Raw genomic sequence first — 15,213 nt, 5'->3', positions numbered from 1 at the left:
CCGCCGCCGTGGCCAGAGCGCCCGATAGCAGCAAGCCGGCCACCAGCAAACCGGAAAGCGTCACCCTGACGGAGGTCGCGGGCCATGCCGGGGTGTCGCGCTCGACCGTGTCGCTGGTGCTGCGCGGCAGCCCTCTGGTGGCGGCGGAAACGCGGGAGCGGGTCCAGGCCGCCATGGCGGCGCTCGGCTACATCTACAACCGCGGCGCCGCCAACCTGCGCGCCGCCCGCACCCAAACGGTCGGGCTGCTGGTCTGCGAGCTGAACAACCCCTTCTATGCCGAGCTGACGGCGGGGGTGGACGACGTGCTGGACACCGAAGGCTTCGTCGCCTTCATCGCCAACACCGCCGAACAGCCGGAGCGCCAGGACCGATTCCTGCAGCGGATGCGGGAGCACAATGTCGACGGGGTGATCCTCTGCCCCGCCGCCGGAACGCAAGCCGAGCTGCTCGACCGGTTGGACCGCTGGCGGCTGCCCTGCGTGCAGGCCCTGCGCTTCGTGTCCGACCAGGGAAGAGACTATGCCGGGGTGGATTACCAGGCGGGCATGGAGACGGTGACCGAGCATCTCATCTCGCTGGGTCACCGGCGGATCGCCTTCGTCGGCGGGACGCTGGACCATTCCGCCTACGCGGCGCGCCATGCCGGCTTCACCGCGGCGATGCGGCGGCACGGGCTGGCCGACGATCTGGTGCTGCGCTGCCCGCTGACCCGGCGGGCTGGCGCCGAAGTGGTGGGTGCCCTGCTCGACCGGGCCAAACCGCCGACGGCGGCGCTGTGCTACAACGACGTGGTGGCGCTCGGCTTGATGCTGGGGCTGGAGGCGCGCGGTCTGAGGGCCGGGCGCGATCTGGCCGTCACCGGCTTCGACGACGTGCCGGAGGCCGCACTCAGCCGGCCGGCGCTGACCACCGTCGCCACCTCCGCAAGGCAGATCGGGCAGGAAGCCGCCCGGCTGCTGTTGCGCCGGATCGCCGACCCGCAAGGCCCGCCCGAGCGGATCATCCTGCCGAGCCGGCTGGTCGTCCGCCAATCCTGCGGCGCTCCCAGCGACACCCTGGGCGGCGCCCCCTCCCCTTCCCCTCACCACAGAGACCTGTCATGACCGATACCGTCGAGGCCCTGATCGCCGCGCGCGAGACCCGCCAGTGGCTGACCGGGCTGGACAACCGCCCGGCGACCGAAGCGGAGGCCTATGCGATCCAGGATGCCGTCGCCCGCCGCCTCGGCCCCGTCACCGCCTGGAAGGTCGGCGCCGCCACGCCCGACGCCGAGCCGTTCCGCGCGCCGATCAACGCCGCCACCGTCTTCGAAGGCACCGACCATCTGCCAGCCAAGATCTTCCAGGTCATCGGGGTGGAGGCGGAGATCGCCTACCGCTTCGCCCGCGACCTGCCGGTGCGCGAGCAGCCCTACAGCCGCGAAGAGGTGCTGGACGCCGTAGCGTCCGTCCATCCGGCCTGGGAGATCGTCGACACCCGCTTCGCCGGGTTCGGCAGCCAGGACAGGCTCAGCCATATGGCCGACCAGTTCAACCACGGCGCCCTGATCGTCGGGCCGGCCATCGCCGACTGGCGCTCGCTCGACCCGTTGAAAGAGGCGGTGACGCTGGAGGTCGACGGCGAGACCAAGGTCGATGTCGTCGGCGGCAACAGCGCCGGCGATCCGGTCCGGCTGCTGGTGTGGATGGCCAATGTCGGCACCCGCAGCTTCGGCGGCCTGCATGCGGGAGAGGTGGTGACCACCGGATCCTGCACCGGCACCGTCTTCGTCGAGCCCGGCAGCCGGTCGGTCGCCCGCTACGGCACCATGGGCACCATCACGCTGAAGGTGGATTGAGCGGGGGAAGAATGCCCTCTCCCGCCCCGGGAGAGGGCATTCTTCCCGTCAGGGCAGGATCTGCCCCAGCCGCTGACCGAGAGCGGTCAGGCCGCTGGAGGCCGGCACGTCGGCGCCAGCGATCAGATCGACCGTCCGGCGGACGGCGCCGGCATAGTCGATGCGGAGCTTGCCGACAACGTCGCCGCGATGGACCGGGCTGGGCAGCGGTTCGGCCAGGGTGGCGACGACATGCAGGCTGTTGCGGTCGGCGGGCGCCATGGTCACCGTCACGTCGTCGGCGACCGTCACCGGCACGCTGTCCTCCTCGCCCATCCACACCGGGGCCTGTTCGACCAGCTCGCCCTTGTGCAGCAGCGGGTAGAGCTTGAAGCTGTTCCAGGCCCAGTCGAGCAGCCGCGTCGGCTCGTCGTTGCGGGACTGCGGGCTGGGCAGGCCGTTGACCACCAGAACCAGACGGCGGCCGTTGCGCTCGCCCGACGCGGTCAGGCCGTAGCCGCCGACCTCGGTGTGGCCGGTCTTGATGCCGTCGACGCTGACCGGGTGGTAGAGCAGCGGGTTGCGGTTGCCCTGGCGGATGCCGTTCCAGGTGAAGGTCCGTTCCGACTCGTAATGGTAGAATTGCGGGAAGTCGCGGATCAGGTGGGTGGCGAGGGTCGCCAGATCGCGGGCGGTGGTGTAGTGGTCCGGGTCCGGCCAGCCGCTGGCGTTCATGAAGTGGGTGTCGGTCATCCCCAGGTCGCGCGCCTTGGCGTTCATCATCGCGGCGAAGGCGGATTGGCTGCCGGCCAGCCCCTCGGCCAGGGCCACGGCGGCGTCGTTGCCGCTGTCGATCAGCAGGCCGCGCAGCAGATCCTCCACCCGCACCTGACTGCCCAGCTTCAGGAACATGCGCGAGCCGCCCATCTTCCAGGCGGTCTGGCTGACCGGGAAGCCGGTGTCGAGCGTCGTCCGGCCATGGACCAGCGCGTCGTAGGTGAGATAGGCCGTCATCATCTTGGTCATCGATGACGGCGCCATGCGGGTTTCGCCGTTCTTGTCCAGCAGCACCTCCCCACTGGTCAGATCGACCAGATAGGCCTGCTTGGCCGCCGTGTCCGGCGGGGTCAGCGCGATGGCGGGGACCGAACCCAGGAGGGCGGCGGCGAGCGACAGGCAGGCGGCCAGACGACGGAGCGGTCTGCGGAACGGGGCGGCGGAGCGGACTGCGGAACGGGGCGGATTGGCGACGATCACCCTGCGGATCCTCTGAGGTGACGGATGGCTCTTTCGACGGCCGTTTCCATGAACCATCGCCGCGCCGGCTTCACCCCTTATTTTCGTATGGGCCGCAATTTTAATGTGGGACGAGCCCAAGATCAGGGGGCAGGATCAGGCGGGGTCGAGCAGCCGCGGGCCGGCGCCGGCGTCGCCAAGCTCGTCCCACGGGTTGCGCAGGGGGCAGTCGCGGATCGACAGGCAGCCGCAGCCGATGCAGCCGTCCAGATTGTCGCGCAGCTTCGTCAGCTTGGCGATGCGGTCGTCCAACTCCGCCCGCCAGCGCTCCGACATGCGGCGCCAGTCGGCGGTGGTGGGGGAGCGGTCCTGCGGCAGGGCGTTCAGCGCGTCGGCGATGGAGGCGAGCGAGATGCCGAGCCGCTGCGCCACCTTGATGACCGCCACCCGCCGCAGCACGTCGCGGGAAAAGCGGCGCTGGTTGCCGGGATTGCGCCAGCTGCGGATCAGCCCCTGCGCCTCGTAGAAATGGATGGTCGAGACAGCCACGCCGGAACGGCGCGCCACCTCCCCCACCGTCAGGTCCTTGTCGTAGTCCTCAGGTGACAGCATTGCGGTTCCTCCCCTTTCCTGCAACCCTCCGTCCCGCAAGTCTGACGGCTTTTCCGCTTGACCTCAAGTCCTGTTGAGGTTTTAGGGTCGCCCAACTTTGCTGCCCGAACGGGCCGGATGGTGCAACGAGGGGGATGGGGACCGAATGAGCAGGGGAAAGTTTGCCGCCTTGCAGGAACGCCTCGCGGGATTTGGGGCGCGATTGGGTGAGCTTGTGTTCCGGCCGATCCTGCCGGGCGCCACGCTGCGCGACCGGATGATCGCCTGCTGCGGCGCGCTGCTGGGCATCGCCGCGACCGGATTGCTGTGCCGCAACATGCTGACCTTCATGTCCAGCGCACCGGTTCTGGTGGCGCCGATGGGGGCGTCGGCGGTGCTGCTGTTCGCCGTGCCGGCCAGTCCGCTGGCACAGCCCTGGTCGATCATCGGCGGCAACACGCTGTCGGCCGTCGTCGGCGTGCTGGTCGCCAGCGTCATCCCCGACCCGATGCTGGCCGGGGCCGCCGCGGTGGCGCTGGCCATCGCCACCATGTCGCTGACCCGCTGCCTGCATCCGCCCGGCGGCGCCGCCGCCCTGACCGCGGTGCTGGGCGGGCCGGCGGTGACGGAGATGGGCATCAAGTTCGCCTTCTTCCCGGTCGCGGTGAACTCCATCCTGCTGGTGACGGCCGGACTGATGTTCCACCGGCTGTCGGGCCACCGCTATCCGCACAGGGCGGTCAACACCCACCGCACCAACGATCCGCCGGCGCAGCTGCGCCCCGGCCTGACCCAGGGCGACGTGGACGACGCGCTGCGTACGCTGGCCGAGACGCTGGACGTCAGCCGCGACGATCTGGGCACCCTGCTGGTCAATGCCGAGCTGCACGCGCTGGAGCGGCTGCATGTCGACATCAGCTGCCGGGAGATCATGTCGCGCGACCTCGTCACCGTCACGCCGGACACCCATCCGCAGGTGGCCCGCGCCCGGCTGCTGGAGCATGGCTTCCGCACCCTGCCGGTGGTGGATGCGCAGAACATACTGGTCGGCATCGTCGGGCACGAGCAGCTGTCGCACGGTGATGTCGCCCGTCATGGAGCGCGCGTCGGCGCCGTGATGGCACCGGCGGCGACCGAGCTGCCCGACACGCCGGTCTTCCGCCTGCTCGGCCGCCTGTCCGACGGCCGCACCCACGACGTGGTGATCGTCGACCAGAACCGCCGGATCCTCGGCATGGTCACCCAGACCGACCTGCTGGTGGTGCTGGCCCGCACCGCGCTCGCCCGTGCGGTGCAGACCGGAGTGGATGGGCTGACCGAAGCGCTGCCGCGCGGCTATCTGCGCGACGTGACGGCCGGACGGGCGTAGCGGTCCGCCACTGCCCCCTCCCCCTTCGCCCACCCTGGGGCGGAGGGGGAATCGGACGTTTGAACTCTGGTGACGGCGGTTCGGCGTGCGAGCAGGCCGCCGGCCCAAGGTGGAGAGCCCGGCAGTCAGAGCGCGATCTCGACAACGATCTTGCCGCCGGCACTGCCGTCGGTCACGGCGGTGTGCGCTTCGTCGGCCTGCTCCAGCGAGAAGCGCCGCGGATCGAGACGGGGCAGCAGCTTGCCGGCTTCGACCAGGGCGGCGGCCCGGCGCAGGATTTCGCCATGGTTCGCCATCCCTTCCCCCGTCAGCATTGGCAGCAGGGTGAAGACGCCGGAATAGGTCGCGGCGCGGAACGACAGCGGCGCCAGCGCATGCGTCCCCCAGCCCAGGCAGCTGACCACATGGCCGAAGCGCCGCACCGCCTGGAACGAGGCGTCGAGCACCGGCCCGCCGGCGGTGTCATAGACCAGATCGAAACCACGGCCCTGGGTGTGACGGGCGACGTAGGCTTCGACCGTTTCCGCCCGGTAATCGATGGCGGTGGCGCCCAGTTGTTCGACCAGCGCCGACTTCCCGGCCGATTCGGTCGCCCAGACGGTCGCGCCGAAAGCACGGGCGATCTGCACCGCCACATGGCCCACACCGCCGGCGCCGCCCTGGACCAGAACCGTCTGGCCGGACTGCACATTGGCGCGGTCGACCAGCCCTTCCCAGGCGGTGATGGTGATCAGCGGCAGTGCGGCGGCTTCGCGCATCGTCAGGTTCGCCGGCTTGTGCGCGAGCAGATCGGCCTCGACCGCGGCGTATTCCGCCAGCGAGCCCTGCCGGCCACCGACGCCGCCGGTCATGCCATAGACCTGTTCGCCGGGCTTGAAGGCGGTGACACCGGGACCGACGCCAACGACCTCACCCGCCAGATCGATGCCGAGGATGGCGGGCAGCGGATGCTTCGCGTGGGCCGCCGCGCCGGCCCGGATCTTGGTGTCCAGCGGATTGACGCCGCTGGCGGCGATGCGGACCAGCACCTGGCCGGGACCGGCCACCGGCCGCGCCACCTCGGTCAGCCGGAACGGGGCGTCATACGCATCCAGCACCAGCGCGCGCATCGTGTTGTTCGGATTCCGGGACATGGCCTTGCTCCTCGTTGGGGGAAACATCGTGGTGATGTCCTGAAGGATGTGCCCAACGTGGATGTTTGAAAAACAACGATACTGTTTGATCTCCATTCATTTCTGTATGATGTGGCATGGAGTGGAGCGACCTTCGGATTTTCCTGGCGATCGCCCGCGAGGGCACGCTCGGCGCGGCGGCACGGCGGATCGGACAGACCCAGCCGACCATGGGACGTCGTCTGCGCGCGCTGGAGGAGGCGGTAGGGCACACGCTGTTCCAGCGGACCAGCGACGGCTTCGTGCTGACCGACGAAGGGGCCGCGGTGCTGCGCCATGCCGAGCGCATGGAAGAGGAAAGCCTTGCGCTGGAACGCGAACTGGCCGGTCAAGGCGGACGGCTGGAGGGTAGCCTGCGGCTGTCGTCCTCCGACTGGTTCGGCCTGCACATGTTGACGCCGGTCATTCACGAGTTCACGCGGCGCCACCCCGGTGTGGTGGTGGAGCTGTTGACCGAGTCACGGTTGCTGAGCCTGTCCAGGCGCGAGGCCGACCTCGTGTTTCGCATCCGTCCGTTTGACGAGCCGGAAGTGGTGCAGCGCAAGCTGACCCGGATCGACTACGCCCTATACGGGATCGTCGGCAGCCCGCCGCCGGAGGTCGGTGACGGCACGGGCTGCGCGCTGGTCACGATGGACGTCGCCTTCGGCGGCATGCCGGATGTGGAATGGCTGCGGCGGATGCTGCCCAACGCCCGCATCGCGTTTCGCAGCAACAACCGTGACGTCCAGGCCGCCATGGCGGCCTTCGGCGTCGGATTGGCGGTTCTGCCGCGCCCGATCGGCGATGCCTTGGACAGGTTGCAGGTCATCGACCTTGGCGAACCGCCGCCCGGACGCGATGTCTGGGTCGGCTATCACCAGGATCTCCGCCGGCTGGCGCGCCTGCGCGCCCTGCTGGATCTGATGATCGACCGCTTTTCGTGACCGCCGGCCTGTGATGCGCAGCGTCACCAGAGTTCAGGAATCGGCGGGACCGGCGTCACCAAAGTTCAGCGGCGGGAGTCCGCAGGAGATCAGGCAATGCGCGCCATCACCCGCTCGTTGATCGGCGGTCGCGACGGGTAGAGGATCAGCCCTTCGGCCGCTTCCTCGACACGGGCGTCGGGATAGGCGGCCATGGCGTATTTCAGATTCGGGATGAACTTGGTCTTGAACTGGCGGACCAGTGCATAGCCGGCGCCGAACTGGCCGTGCAGGGCGGCCCAGGTGATCGGCGTCGGCTTGTCCAGCGAATGCAGGCGGTAGGCCAGCCAGATATAGACATCGAGCGCCATCGACTTGCCGCTGATCGCCTTCAGCGCCTCTTCCGCCACCGGGACCGGATGCTCGCGCAACGCCTTGAAGAAGCTGTCGCTGAGCCGCACCGTCTCGGTGAACAGGGTTCCCTGGCGGTCGTCGGGGCGGCGCAGTTGGATGGCGTCGGCGACGATCGATTCCTTGCTCTGCCGCCGGCCGCCGTCGGCGTCGGTGAAGAAGGTCAGATGGCAGGCGGACAGGCGCGCTGCCTGATCCTCCACGTCACGATAGGCCTTGCCGCAGATCGGGATGTCCATGCGCTTCAGCCAATCATGCATGGAACCGCCCAGTTCCACCTCCGGATTCCCGGTCTGGATGGCGCGGGTCTGCAGATAGAGCAGGATCATGCGCGCCCGGCTGCCATAGGGAACGCCGATTCGGCGGGTGACGCCGTTGCGGTCCTCGATCACGCCGGGTTGGATCACCAGCTTCACCTTGTGGCCCGGCCGTTCCCAATGCTGGTCGTCGGGAAGCTGGCGGTGGGGCAGCGCCGTCTGGCAGAATCCGGCATAGGTGATGCCGAGCTTGCCGTTCTCCGCCGCCTGGACCGCGGCGGCGATGTCGATCAGGGGCCGTTCCTCGTCCGAAACGAGGGCCAGCGCGCCGTCGCGTCCGTGAGTCTCGATCAAACGATGAATGCTGCCCATGACGACCTCCCGCTTTTGGCCGCCATGACCGTCGTGTGACGGGCCGGTGACCGAACCTGCCAGATACAACACCCCGGATCGCGCCGAAGGCAATTTGAACCTTGGTGACGCAGGCTAATTGGAAGCTATTTGGAACCAACTATTAGATTCGTCACCAAGGTTCAGGGGATAAGTCCGAGTCGCGTCACCACAGTTCAAGGATGGCGTCACCAGAGTTCATGGGGAAAAACCGGGGGTCTGTGGACGAATCGGGTCTGCCGATCGCTTGGCGATTTGAACCTTGGTGACGCTGGACTTGTCGATTCGGGGGCGGAGTCGGGTCGCGGCGCCTGTGGTGCGTCACCAAAGTTCAAGGATTCCAGCGGGTAAGATCGGGCTGTGCGAGGGGCCTGTTCTGCGACCCAGTCCGCAGACTGCCGGACGGCATGGGCTTTCCGTCATCCCCGCGAAGGCGGCGAATCAGGAAACGCCCCGGCTAAGTCACTGAAACGGCTGGATTCCCGCCTTCGCGGGAATGACGCTGAGATGGGTGGAGGCCTGGGTGGAGGCTCATTCCGTCTCCTATCATCGGTCCGCACTGTCCGGGCGTCACCAAAGTTCAAACTGCCGGTCGAGTCGATTCGGACCCCATGGCGTCACCAAAGTTCAAACCCCCGAACCGCCGCTGAACCGCTCCGCGTCACCAAAGTTCAGGAGTCTTGCCGAGTCGGTCCGGCTGGGGGCGTCACCAAAGTTCAAATCCGGGCGGGCCGTACCGCCGTCGGGGCGTCACCAAGGTTCAGGCGTCCCACCGCCAGGGAACCGGCCGGCGGCGGCGGAGTTGTCTTGCCCTGGGGTTCGGCCGGGCGGAGGGGGCGATATGGCGCGGAATGCGATGACGGCACCGGCGGACGGGGCCGAAGACGGGGAATCGGGGAGGGTCGTCTTCGCCGCCATCGCGTCCAATCTGGCGATCACCGTCACCAAATTCGTCGCGGCGGTCTTCACCGGCAGCGCCTCCATGCTGAGCGAGGCGGTCCATTCCCTGGTCGATACCGGGAACGAGGCGCTGATGCTGGTCGGGCTGAAACGGTCGAAGAAGCCGCCCGACGAGCGCCATCCCTTCGGCTACGCGCGCGAACTGTATTTCTGGACCTTCGTCGTGGCGCTGGTGATCTTCGCCGGTGGCGCGGTGGTCTCCATCTATGAGGGGGTGGAGAAGATCCTGCACCCGCAGCAGGTGGAGTCGCCCTGGATCAACTTCGTCGTGCTGGGCATCGCTTTCGTGATGGAGGGGATCAGCTGGACCATCGCATTGCGCGCCTTCAACGCCAGCCGGGGCGAGGCCGGCGTGATCGAGACCGTCCATGCCAGCAAGGACCCCACCGTCTTCATCGTGCTGTTCGAGGATTCGGCCGCCCTGGTCGGGTTGCTCATCGCCGCCGCCTGCCTGTCGGCCGACTTGGTTCTGGACCAGCCGGTGTGGGACGGCATCGGATCGGTCCTGATCGGGCTGGTGCTGGCCGCCACCGCCGCCTTCCTCGCCTATGAGACGAAGAGCCTGCTGATCGGCGAGTCCGCCCGCCCCGACCTCGTGCGCGGGGTGCGCGCCCTGCTGATGGAGGATGCCGCCGTCGACCGTGTGAACGAGGTGCTGACCATCCATCTCGGCCCGCAGGTGGTGATCGTGACCGTCAGTCTCGATGTGCGGGACGAGGTCAGCGCCGGGCAGGTGGAGCAGGCGCTGGCCCGTATCGAACGGCGGGTGACGGAGCGATTCCCGGAAATCCGCCGCGTCTTCACCGAAGTGCGAGCGGCAGGCTTGCCGACCGACAACAGAACCAACCGGAACGGGTGATCCATGCCAGTGTCGATTCAAGCCGGGCTGTGGGGCCTGCTCAGCGGGTCCGCGCTTCTGCTGGGGGCGGGGGCGGCCTGGGTCGCCAACATCCCGCAGCGCGTGATCGCCGCGGTGATGGCCTTCGGCAGTGGCGTCCTGATCTCCGCACTGTCCTTCGAGCTGATGGAGGAGGCGATCCAGCGCGGCGGCTTCATCGCCACCGCGCTCGGCTTCCTCGGCGGGGCGCTGGTCTACACGCTGGCCAACGTCGCCGTCTCCAAGGCCGGCGGCAAGCACCGCAAGCGGTCGGGCGGGCAGCAGAAGGCGCCTGACTCCGATGGTGATAACTCCGGCGGCGACAACGGGCTGGCCATCGCCATCGGCGCGCTGCTGGACGGCATCCCTGAATCCATCGTCATCGGCGTCAGCCTGATCGAAGGCGGGGCGGTCAGCATGGTCGCGGTCATCGCCGTCTTCCTCTCCAACGTGCCGGAAGGGCTGTCGAGCGCGGCCGGCATGCGCAAGGCCGGCAAATCCGCCGCCTATATTTTCGGGCTGTGGGCGGGGATCGCCCTGATCTCCGGACTGGCGGCGTGGCTCGGCTATGTGGTGTTCGCCGGGCTGGGCGACGCGGTGGTCGCGGCAACCCAGGCGGTGGCGGCCGGCGCCATCCTGGCGATGATCGCCGACACCATGATCCCGGAAGCCTTCGAGGCGACCCATGATTATGCCGGCTTCATCACCGTCGCCGGATTCCTCGCCGCCTTCACCCTGTCCAAGATGGGCGGCTGAGGGCGTCTGTTGTGGCAACTCCGCGCAGGCTCCATTGACAAAGTTCCGGCAACTTGCTCAGACTCCGCGCGGCCGCATCTGCGGGCCGCCGGAGTCTGAAGGGGAATTATCGGAATGCTGTCGATCGGGGGCGACGACATGCGCCAGCTGCGCGAGCGCCGCGGCGAGAACCAGACGCAGTTCGCCGAATGGCTGAACGCGCAGCTCGGCCGCAGCTATACCAAGGCGCGGATCAGCCGCTGGGAAAGCGGGGCGGAGCGGATTCCGCAGCAGCTGGTCGACTTCCTGACCCGCCACAAGGCGGACGAGCGGCCCCGCTCCGCCACCTATCTTGCCGTCGCCAACCAGAAGGGCGGCGTCGGCAAGACCGCCACCGCCGTCAACCTCGCCTATGCCCTGACGGAGGGCGGGGCACGGGTGCTGCTGATCGACTGCGATTCGCAGAGCAACGCCACCGTCCATGTCGGCATCGGCAACGCTGCCATCGTCGCTTTGGAGCAGCAGCGCAAGACACTCTATTATGTGCTGCGCTCGGAAGAGCCGCTGACCTCGGTCATCATGCCGACGGCGGAGCGCGGGCTGGATCTGGCGCCGGCCGGGCTGTCGCTGGCCGATGCCGACGTGGAGCTGGCGGCGGACTCCACCGGCGGGCTGATCCTGCGGGAGAAGCTGGACGAGGTGCGCCACGCCTATGATTTCGTGGTGATGGACTGCGCCCCCAACCTGGGGCTGGTGACCGCCAACGCGCTGTCGGCGGCCGAGCTGGTGGTGGTGCCGGTGCAGACGGAGGCGCTGGCCCTGCTGGGCGTCAAGCGGCTGGTCGACACCATCGGCCGCATCCGCCGCCGGGTGAACCCGTCCTTGCGCATCGCCGGCATCATCCCGACCATGTACAACGACCGGCTGACCCAGGACCGCGCGACGCTGCAGGAGCTGCACGAATCCTACGCCGATCAGGTGCCGGTCTTCGCCCCCATCCCGCGCGCCACCGTCTATGGCAAGGCGGCGGCGGCCGGCATGATCACGCTGGCCGGCGATCCGAAGGCGCCGGGGGCCGAGACCTTCCGCGAGGTGGCGCGCCAGATCCGTGCCTATGCCCAGAACCGGGAGTTGCCGCATGTCGCGTAAGTTCGAACGCAAGACCCGCGAGTTGCTGGGCACCGCCGCCGAGCCGGCGGGCGCGATGGCCGGCGGGCTGACGGTGGGCAGCGACCGGCTGTTCGGCACCTCCGCCGGCTTCCCGCATGTGGTCGAGCTTGACCTCGCCCGCGTCCACCGCAATCCCGACCAGCCCCGCCGCCATTTCGACGAGGCCGAGCTGCGCAGCCTCGCATCGTCCATCGAGCGGCATGGGTTGCAGAACCCGATCCTGGTCCGCCCGCTGCCCCAGGGCGAGTATCTGCTGATCGGCGGCGAGCGCCGGGTGCGCGCGCACGAGATGCTGGGTCGCAAGACGGTCTTCGCCATTCTGACCTCCGGCGATCCGGACGAGATCGGGCTGATCGACAATGTCCAGCGCGTCGACCTGAATGCGGTGGAATATGCGGCGGCGCTGGCCCGGCTGATCGACAAGCACGGCTACACCCATGACGAGTTGGCCGCCGTGGTCGGGCGCGACCGCACCGACGTGACCAAGCTGCTGGCGATCATGGGTCTGCCGGCCGAGATGCGGGAGGAGTATGCGACGCGCTTCGCCCATGTCTCCCGCTCCGTCATGATCGAGATCGCCGCCGCCCCCGCGGAGCTGCATGCACGGCTGTGGGAGCGCGCCAAGGAGGGGGCGAGCGTCAAGGCGGTGCGGCAGGCCAAGCGCGACCATGCCCAGGGGGGGGCTGTGGAAGACGCGCCGGCTGAGGAGCCGGATGCCAAGGAGGCGATGCGGACCTTGCAGGCCAGCGTGAAGCGCATCCTGCGCGACGTGGCCGTGGTGCGCGAGCAGCGCCGCTTCCTCGACCCCGACAACCGCGACCGGCTGATGCGGCTGCGGGCGGAGATCGACGCCATTCTGGACGGGGAAGCGGGCGCCTAGACGCCCTCCCCCAGCAGCGCCTTGGGTTCCAGAAAGGCGTCGAGGCCGAAGCTGCCGTATTCGCGGCCGATGCCGGACTGCTTGAAGCCGCCGAAGGGCGCCTTCGGGTCGTGGGTCAGGCTGTTGATCAGCACGCGGCCGGCGACGATTCGCTCCGCCACCCGGCGGGCGCGGGCGGTGTCGCCCGACAGCACATAGGCCTGGAGGCCGTAGACGGTGTCGTTGGCGATGGCGATCGCCTCCTCCTCGTCGTCATAGGGGATGATGGAGAGGACCGGGCCGAAGATCTCCTCGCGGGCGATGGTCATGTCGTTGCGGACCCCGGTGAACAGGGTCGGCTGCACGAACCAGCCTTCGGTCTCCTCCGGCCGGCCCTCTGGCCGCCCTTCTCCGCCGGCCAGCAGGACCGCGCCCTCTTCCACCCCGATGCGGATGTAGCGCTGCACCCGTTCCCACTGGGTCCGGCTGACCATCGGGCCGACGGTGGTCGCCGGATCGCGCGGGTCGCCGGCGCGCACCGCTTCGACGGCCGCCTTGGCCAGCGCTTCGATCTCGGCGAGGCGTCTGCGCGGAGCCAGCAGGCGGGTGCCGGCGATGCAGGCCTGGCCGCTGTTCATGAAGGCGGCGTTGACCGCCAGCGGGATCGCCCGGGACAGGTCGGCGTCGTCGAGGATGATGGTCGGCGACTTGCCGCCGAGTTCCAGCGTCACCCGCTTCAGCGTGTCGGCAGCCGCGCGCAGGATCGCCTTGCCGGTGGCGGTGGAGCCGGTGAAGGAGATCTTGGCGACATCGGGATGGCTGGAGATCACCGCCCCCACCCGGTCGCCGTGGCCGGTCACGATGTTGAACAGGCCGGGGGCCAAGCCGGCGGCATGCAGCGCCTCGGTGACGATTTGGGTCTGGCGGGCGCTCATTTCGCTGGGCTTGATCACGGCGGTGCAGCCGGCGGCGATGGCGGTGGCGAGCTTGCCGCAGATGAAGCCGGCGTTGCTGTTCCACGGCGTGATCAGCCCGGCGACGCCGAGCGGCTCCATGCTGACCTCGGCCGTGCCCATGCGGCGGAGGAAGGGGTAATCGGCCAGCAGCGCGGCGGTTTCGCGGAAGGCGTTCACCGGATGATCGACCATGAAGGCGGCGCGCGAGGTCGGGGCGCCATACTCCTCGATCACCGCTTCCAGCAGATCGTCGCGCCGGGCGGCGACGGCATCGCCCAGCCGGTGCAGCATGGCGATCCGTTCCGCCTTGCCGGTGCGGGAGAAGGCGGGGAAGGCGCGCTTGGCGGCGGCGATGGCGGCGTGGGCATCCTCCTCGTCGGCAAGGCGGACGCGGCCGGTGACGGCGCCGGTCGCCGGATTGTGCAGGTCGAACAGTTCGGTCCCGTGCGGGGTGACGAAGCGGCCGTCTATATAGATGGTCTCGATGGTGTGCATGACTGGTCTCGCGGAATGGCCGGTGTGTGTCGGCCATTCAGGTGGCACACGGCCTGGCGGGTGATAAGGTGGACAATCCCGCATGAATCGGTGAACGGATCGGGACAATGTCACTCACTGGATTGGCCGAGCTTGAGGCCGTGCAGGCGGTCGCCCGGCATCGCGGTTTCCGGGCCGCGGCGGCCGAGCTGGGGATGTCGCGCTCGGCGCTCAGCCACGCCATCGCGGCGTTGGAGGAGCGGCTGGGGGTGCGGCTGTTCCACCGGACGACGCGTAGCGTGGCGCTGACCCAGGCGGGGGAGCAGTTCGTTGCCGATACCGCCCCTGCCCTGCGCGATCTCCGGGCGGCCATCGACCGGCTGTCCGACCATCGGGCATCCCCCGCGGGTACGCTGCGCATCAACAGCTCGGCCGGAGCCGCGCGGATGATCATGAAGCCGGTCATCCTGGAGTATCTGCGCCGTTATCCGGAGATGACGGTGGACATCGTCACCGAAGGCAAGCTGGTCGACATCGTGCTGGAGGGCTTCGATGCCGGGGTCCGGCTGGCGGAACAGGTGCCGCAGGACATGATCGCCATCCCGCTCGGTCCCGAGCTGCGCTTCGCGGTGGTCGGCACGCCCGACTATTTCGCGGGCCGTTCCCTGCCGGCCACGCCGGCCGACCTTGCCGGGCACCGCTGCATCCGCAGCCGGCTGCCGAGCGGCGCGCTCTATCGCTGGGAGTTCGAGCGGCATGGCGAGACGGTCGCCATCGACGGCAGCGGGCCGCTGATATTGGACGATCCGGATCTGATGCTTGAGGCCGTGCGGGCGGGGATGGGGGTGGGCTATCTGGCGGAATGGCATGTCGCCGAGGACATTGCCGCCGGGAGGCTGCTGCGCGTGCTGGGGGAGTGGACGCAGCCGTTTCCGGGCTTGTGCCTTTACTATTCAGGCCGGCGCCACCTGCCGCCGGGGCTGCGGGCGTTGGTGGATCTGGTGCGGGAGTTTGGGGGCGGACGGTAGAGGG

At 68.8% G+C, this 15,213-nt stretch carries 14 protein-coding genes; 9 read left to right on the top strand and 5 right to left on the bottom strand.

Annotation, left to right across the window (positions count from 1 at the left end):
- Positions 1 to 8: 8 nt before the first annotated feature.
- Positions 9 to 1,106, top strand: coding sequence for a LacI family DNA-binding transcriptional regulator (locus ACCD06_RS01895; RefSeq protein ID WP_413338336.1), 1,098 nt, complete (start codon positions 9 to 11; stop codon positions 1,104 to 1,106).
- Positions 1,103 to 1,840, top strand: coding sequence for a 2-keto-4-pentenoate hydratase (locus ACCD06_RS01890; protein ID WP_109074728.1), 738 nt, complete (start codon positions 1,103 to 1,105; stop codon positions 1,838 to 1,840). The genes ACCD06_RS01895 and ACCD06_RS01890 overlap by 4 nt, the downstream gene beginning before the upstream one ends.
- Positions 1,841 to 1,888: 48 nt before the next feature.
- Here ACCD06_RS01890 and ACCD06_RS01885 read toward each other — a convergent pair whose 3' ends face one another.
- On the bottom strand, positions 1,889 to 3,076 hold the full coding sequence (locus tag ACCD06_RS01885) for a D-alanyl-D-alanine carboxypeptidase family protein (protein ID WP_413338334.1): 1,188 nt from the start codon (positions 3,074 to 3,076) through the stop codon (positions 1,889 to 1,891).
- A 135-nt stretch (positions 3,077 to 3,211) separates the two neighbouring features.
- On the bottom strand, positions 3,212 to 3,667 hold the full coding sequence (gene soxR / locus ACCD06_RS01880; RefSeq protein WP_109074726.1) for a redox-sensitive transcriptional activator SoxR: 456 nt from the start codon (positions 3,665 to 3,667) through the stop codon (positions 3,212 to 3,214).
- Positions 3,668 to 3,869: 202 nt separating this feature from the next.
- On the opposite strand from soxR, the gene ACCD06_RS01875 reads away from it, so the two are divergent.
- On the top strand, positions 3,870 to 5,015 hold the full coding sequence (locus tag ACCD06_RS01875; RefSeq protein ID WP_413338331.1) for an HPP family protein: 1,146 nt from the start codon (positions 3,870 to 3,872) through the stop codon (positions 5,013 to 5,015).
- A gap of 125 nt (positions 5,016 to 5,140) precedes the next feature.
- Here the strand turns inward: ACCD06_RS01875 and ACCD06_RS01870 are convergent, their stop codons facing one another.
- Complete coding sequence (locus ACCD06_RS01870; RefSeq protein WP_413338329.1) at positions 5,141 to 6,148, bottom strand: zinc-dependent alcohol dehydrogenase family protein; 1,008 nt, start codon at positions 6,146 to 6,148, stop codon at positions 5,141 to 5,143.
- A gap of 116 nt (positions 6,149 to 6,264) precedes the next feature.
- Here ACCD06_RS01870 and ACCD06_RS01865 point away from each other — a divergent pair, with 116 nt between their 5' ends.
- Positions 6,265 to 7,113 (top strand): LysR family transcriptional regulator, encoded by an 849-nt coding sequence (locus ACCD06_RS01865; RefSeq protein ID WP_413338327.1) that lies wholly within the window; start codon positions 6,265 to 6,267, stop codon positions 7,111 to 7,113.
- A gap of 89 nt (positions 7,114 to 7,202) precedes the next feature.
- Here ACCD06_RS01865 and ACCD06_RS01860 read toward each other — a convergent pair whose 3' ends face one another.
- The gene (locus ACCD06_RS01860) at positions 7,203 to 8,132 is read right to left on the bottom strand and encodes a replication protein RepA (protein ID WP_109074722.1); all 930 of its coding nucleotides are present in this window, start codon (positions 8,130 to 8,132) and stop codon (positions 7,203 to 7,205) included.
- Positions 8,133 to 8,991: 859 nt separating this feature from the next.
- On the opposite strand from ACCD06_RS01860, the gene ACCD06_RS01855 reads away from it, so the two are divergent.
- From ACCD06_RS01855 to ACCD06_RS01840, 4 genes are all read left to right on the top strand, one after another.
- Positions 8,992 to 9,969: a cation diffusion facilitator family transporter gene (locus ACCD06_RS01855; RefSeq protein ID WP_109074721.1), complete on the top strand. Its 978-nt coding sequence runs from the start codon at positions 8,992 to 8,994 to the stop codon at positions 9,967 to 9,969.
- A gap of 3 nt (positions 9,970 to 9,972) precedes the next feature.
- A complete protein-coding gene (locus ACCD06_RS01850; RefSeq protein ID WP_413338324.1) occupies positions 9,973 to 10,743 on the top strand; it encodes a ZIP family metal transporter in 771 nt (256 codons plus the stop codon).
- 114 nt (positions 10,744 to 10,857) lie between these two features.
- Positions 10,858 to 11,871, top strand: a complete 1,014-nt coding sequence (locus ACCD06_RS01845; RefSeq protein WP_109150984.1) for an AAA family ATPase — start codon at positions 10,858 to 10,860, stop codon at positions 11,869 to 11,871.
- Positions 11,861 to 12,772, top strand: coding sequence for a ParB/RepB/Spo0J family partition protein (locus ACCD06_RS01840; protein ID WP_413338322.1), 912 nt, complete (start codon positions 11,861 to 11,863; stop codon positions 12,770 to 12,772). The genes ACCD06_RS01845 and ACCD06_RS01840 overlap by 11 nt, the downstream gene beginning before the upstream one ends.
- On the opposite strand, the gene ACCD06_RS01835 is transcribed toward ACCD06_RS01840, so the two are convergent.
- The gene (locus ACCD06_RS01835; RefSeq protein WP_413338320.1) at positions 12,769 to 14,202 is read right to left on the bottom strand and encodes an aldehyde dehydrogenase family protein; all 1,434 of its coding nucleotides are present in this window, start codon (positions 14,200 to 14,202) and stop codon (positions 12,769 to 12,771) included. The genes ACCD06_RS01840 and ACCD06_RS01835 overlap by 4 nt on opposite strands.
- A 107-nt stretch (positions 14,203 to 14,309) precedes the next feature.
- Here ACCD06_RS01835 and ACCD06_RS01830 point away from each other — a divergent pair, with 107 nt between their 5' ends.
- Positions 14,310 to 15,209 (top strand): LysR family transcriptional regulator, encoded by a 900-nt coding sequence (locus ACCD06_RS01830; RefSeq protein WP_413338318.1) that lies wholly within the window; start codon positions 14,310 to 14,312, stop codon positions 15,207 to 15,209.
- The last annotated feature ends 4 nt before the right edge of the window (positions 15,210 to 15,213 follow it).

It is taken from the genome of Azospirillum sp. CT11-132 (assembly GCF_047302835.1).
Lineage (GTDB): Bacteria > Pseudomonadota > Alphaproteobacteria > Azospirillales > Azospirillaceae > Azospirillum.
Note: the sequence above shows the minus strand (reverse complement) of the source record. Positions and strands in the feature narration are given on the sequence as shown.

Bases quoted from the DNA above. Each gene is read 5' to 3' on its own strand.
- ACCD06_RS01890 (WP_109074728.1), top strand. From the start codon at position 1,103: ATGACCGATACCGTCGAGGCCCTGATCGCCGCGCGCGAGACCCGCCAG.
- soxR (WP_109074726.1), bottom strand. From the start codon at position 3,667: ATGCTGTCACCTGAGGACTACGACAAGGACCTGACGGTGGGGGAGGTG.
- ACCD06_RS01870 (WP_413338329.1), bottom strand. From the start codon at position 6,148: ATGTCCCGGAATCCGAACAACACGATGCGCGCGCTGGTGCTGGATGCG.
- ACCD06_RS01865 (WP_413338327.1), top strand. From the start codon at position 6,265: ATGGAGTGGAGCGACCTTCGGATTTTCCTGGCGATCGCCCGCGAGGGC.
- ACCD06_RS01860 (WP_109074722.1), bottom strand. From the start codon at position 8,132: ATGGGCAGCATTCATCGTTTGATCGAGACTCACGGACGCGACGGCGCG.
- ACCD06_RS01855 (WP_109074721.1), top strand. From the start codon at position 8,992: ATGGCGCGGAATGCGATGACGGCACCGGCGGACGGGGCCGAAGACGGG.
- ACCD06_RS01850 (WP_413338324.1), top strand. From the start codon at position 9,973: ATGCCAGTGTCGATTCAAGCCGGGCTGTGGGGCCTGCTCAGCGGGTCC.
- ACCD06_RS01845 (WP_109150984.1), top strand. From the start codon at position 10,858: ATGCTGTCGATCGGGGGCGACGACATGCGCCAGCTGCGCGAGCGCCGC.
- ACCD06_RS01840 (WP_413338322.1), top strand. From the start codon at position 11,861: ATGTCGCGTAAGTTCGAACGCAAGACCCGCGAGTTGCTGGGCACCGCC.
- ACCD06_RS01835 (WP_413338320.1), bottom strand. From the start codon at position 14,202: ATGCACACCATCGAGACCATCTATATAGACGGCCGCTTCGTCACCCCG.
- ACCD06_RS01830 (WP_413338318.1), top strand. From the start codon at position 14,310: ATGTCACTCACTGGATTGGCCGAGCTTGAGGCCGTGCAGGCGGTCGCC.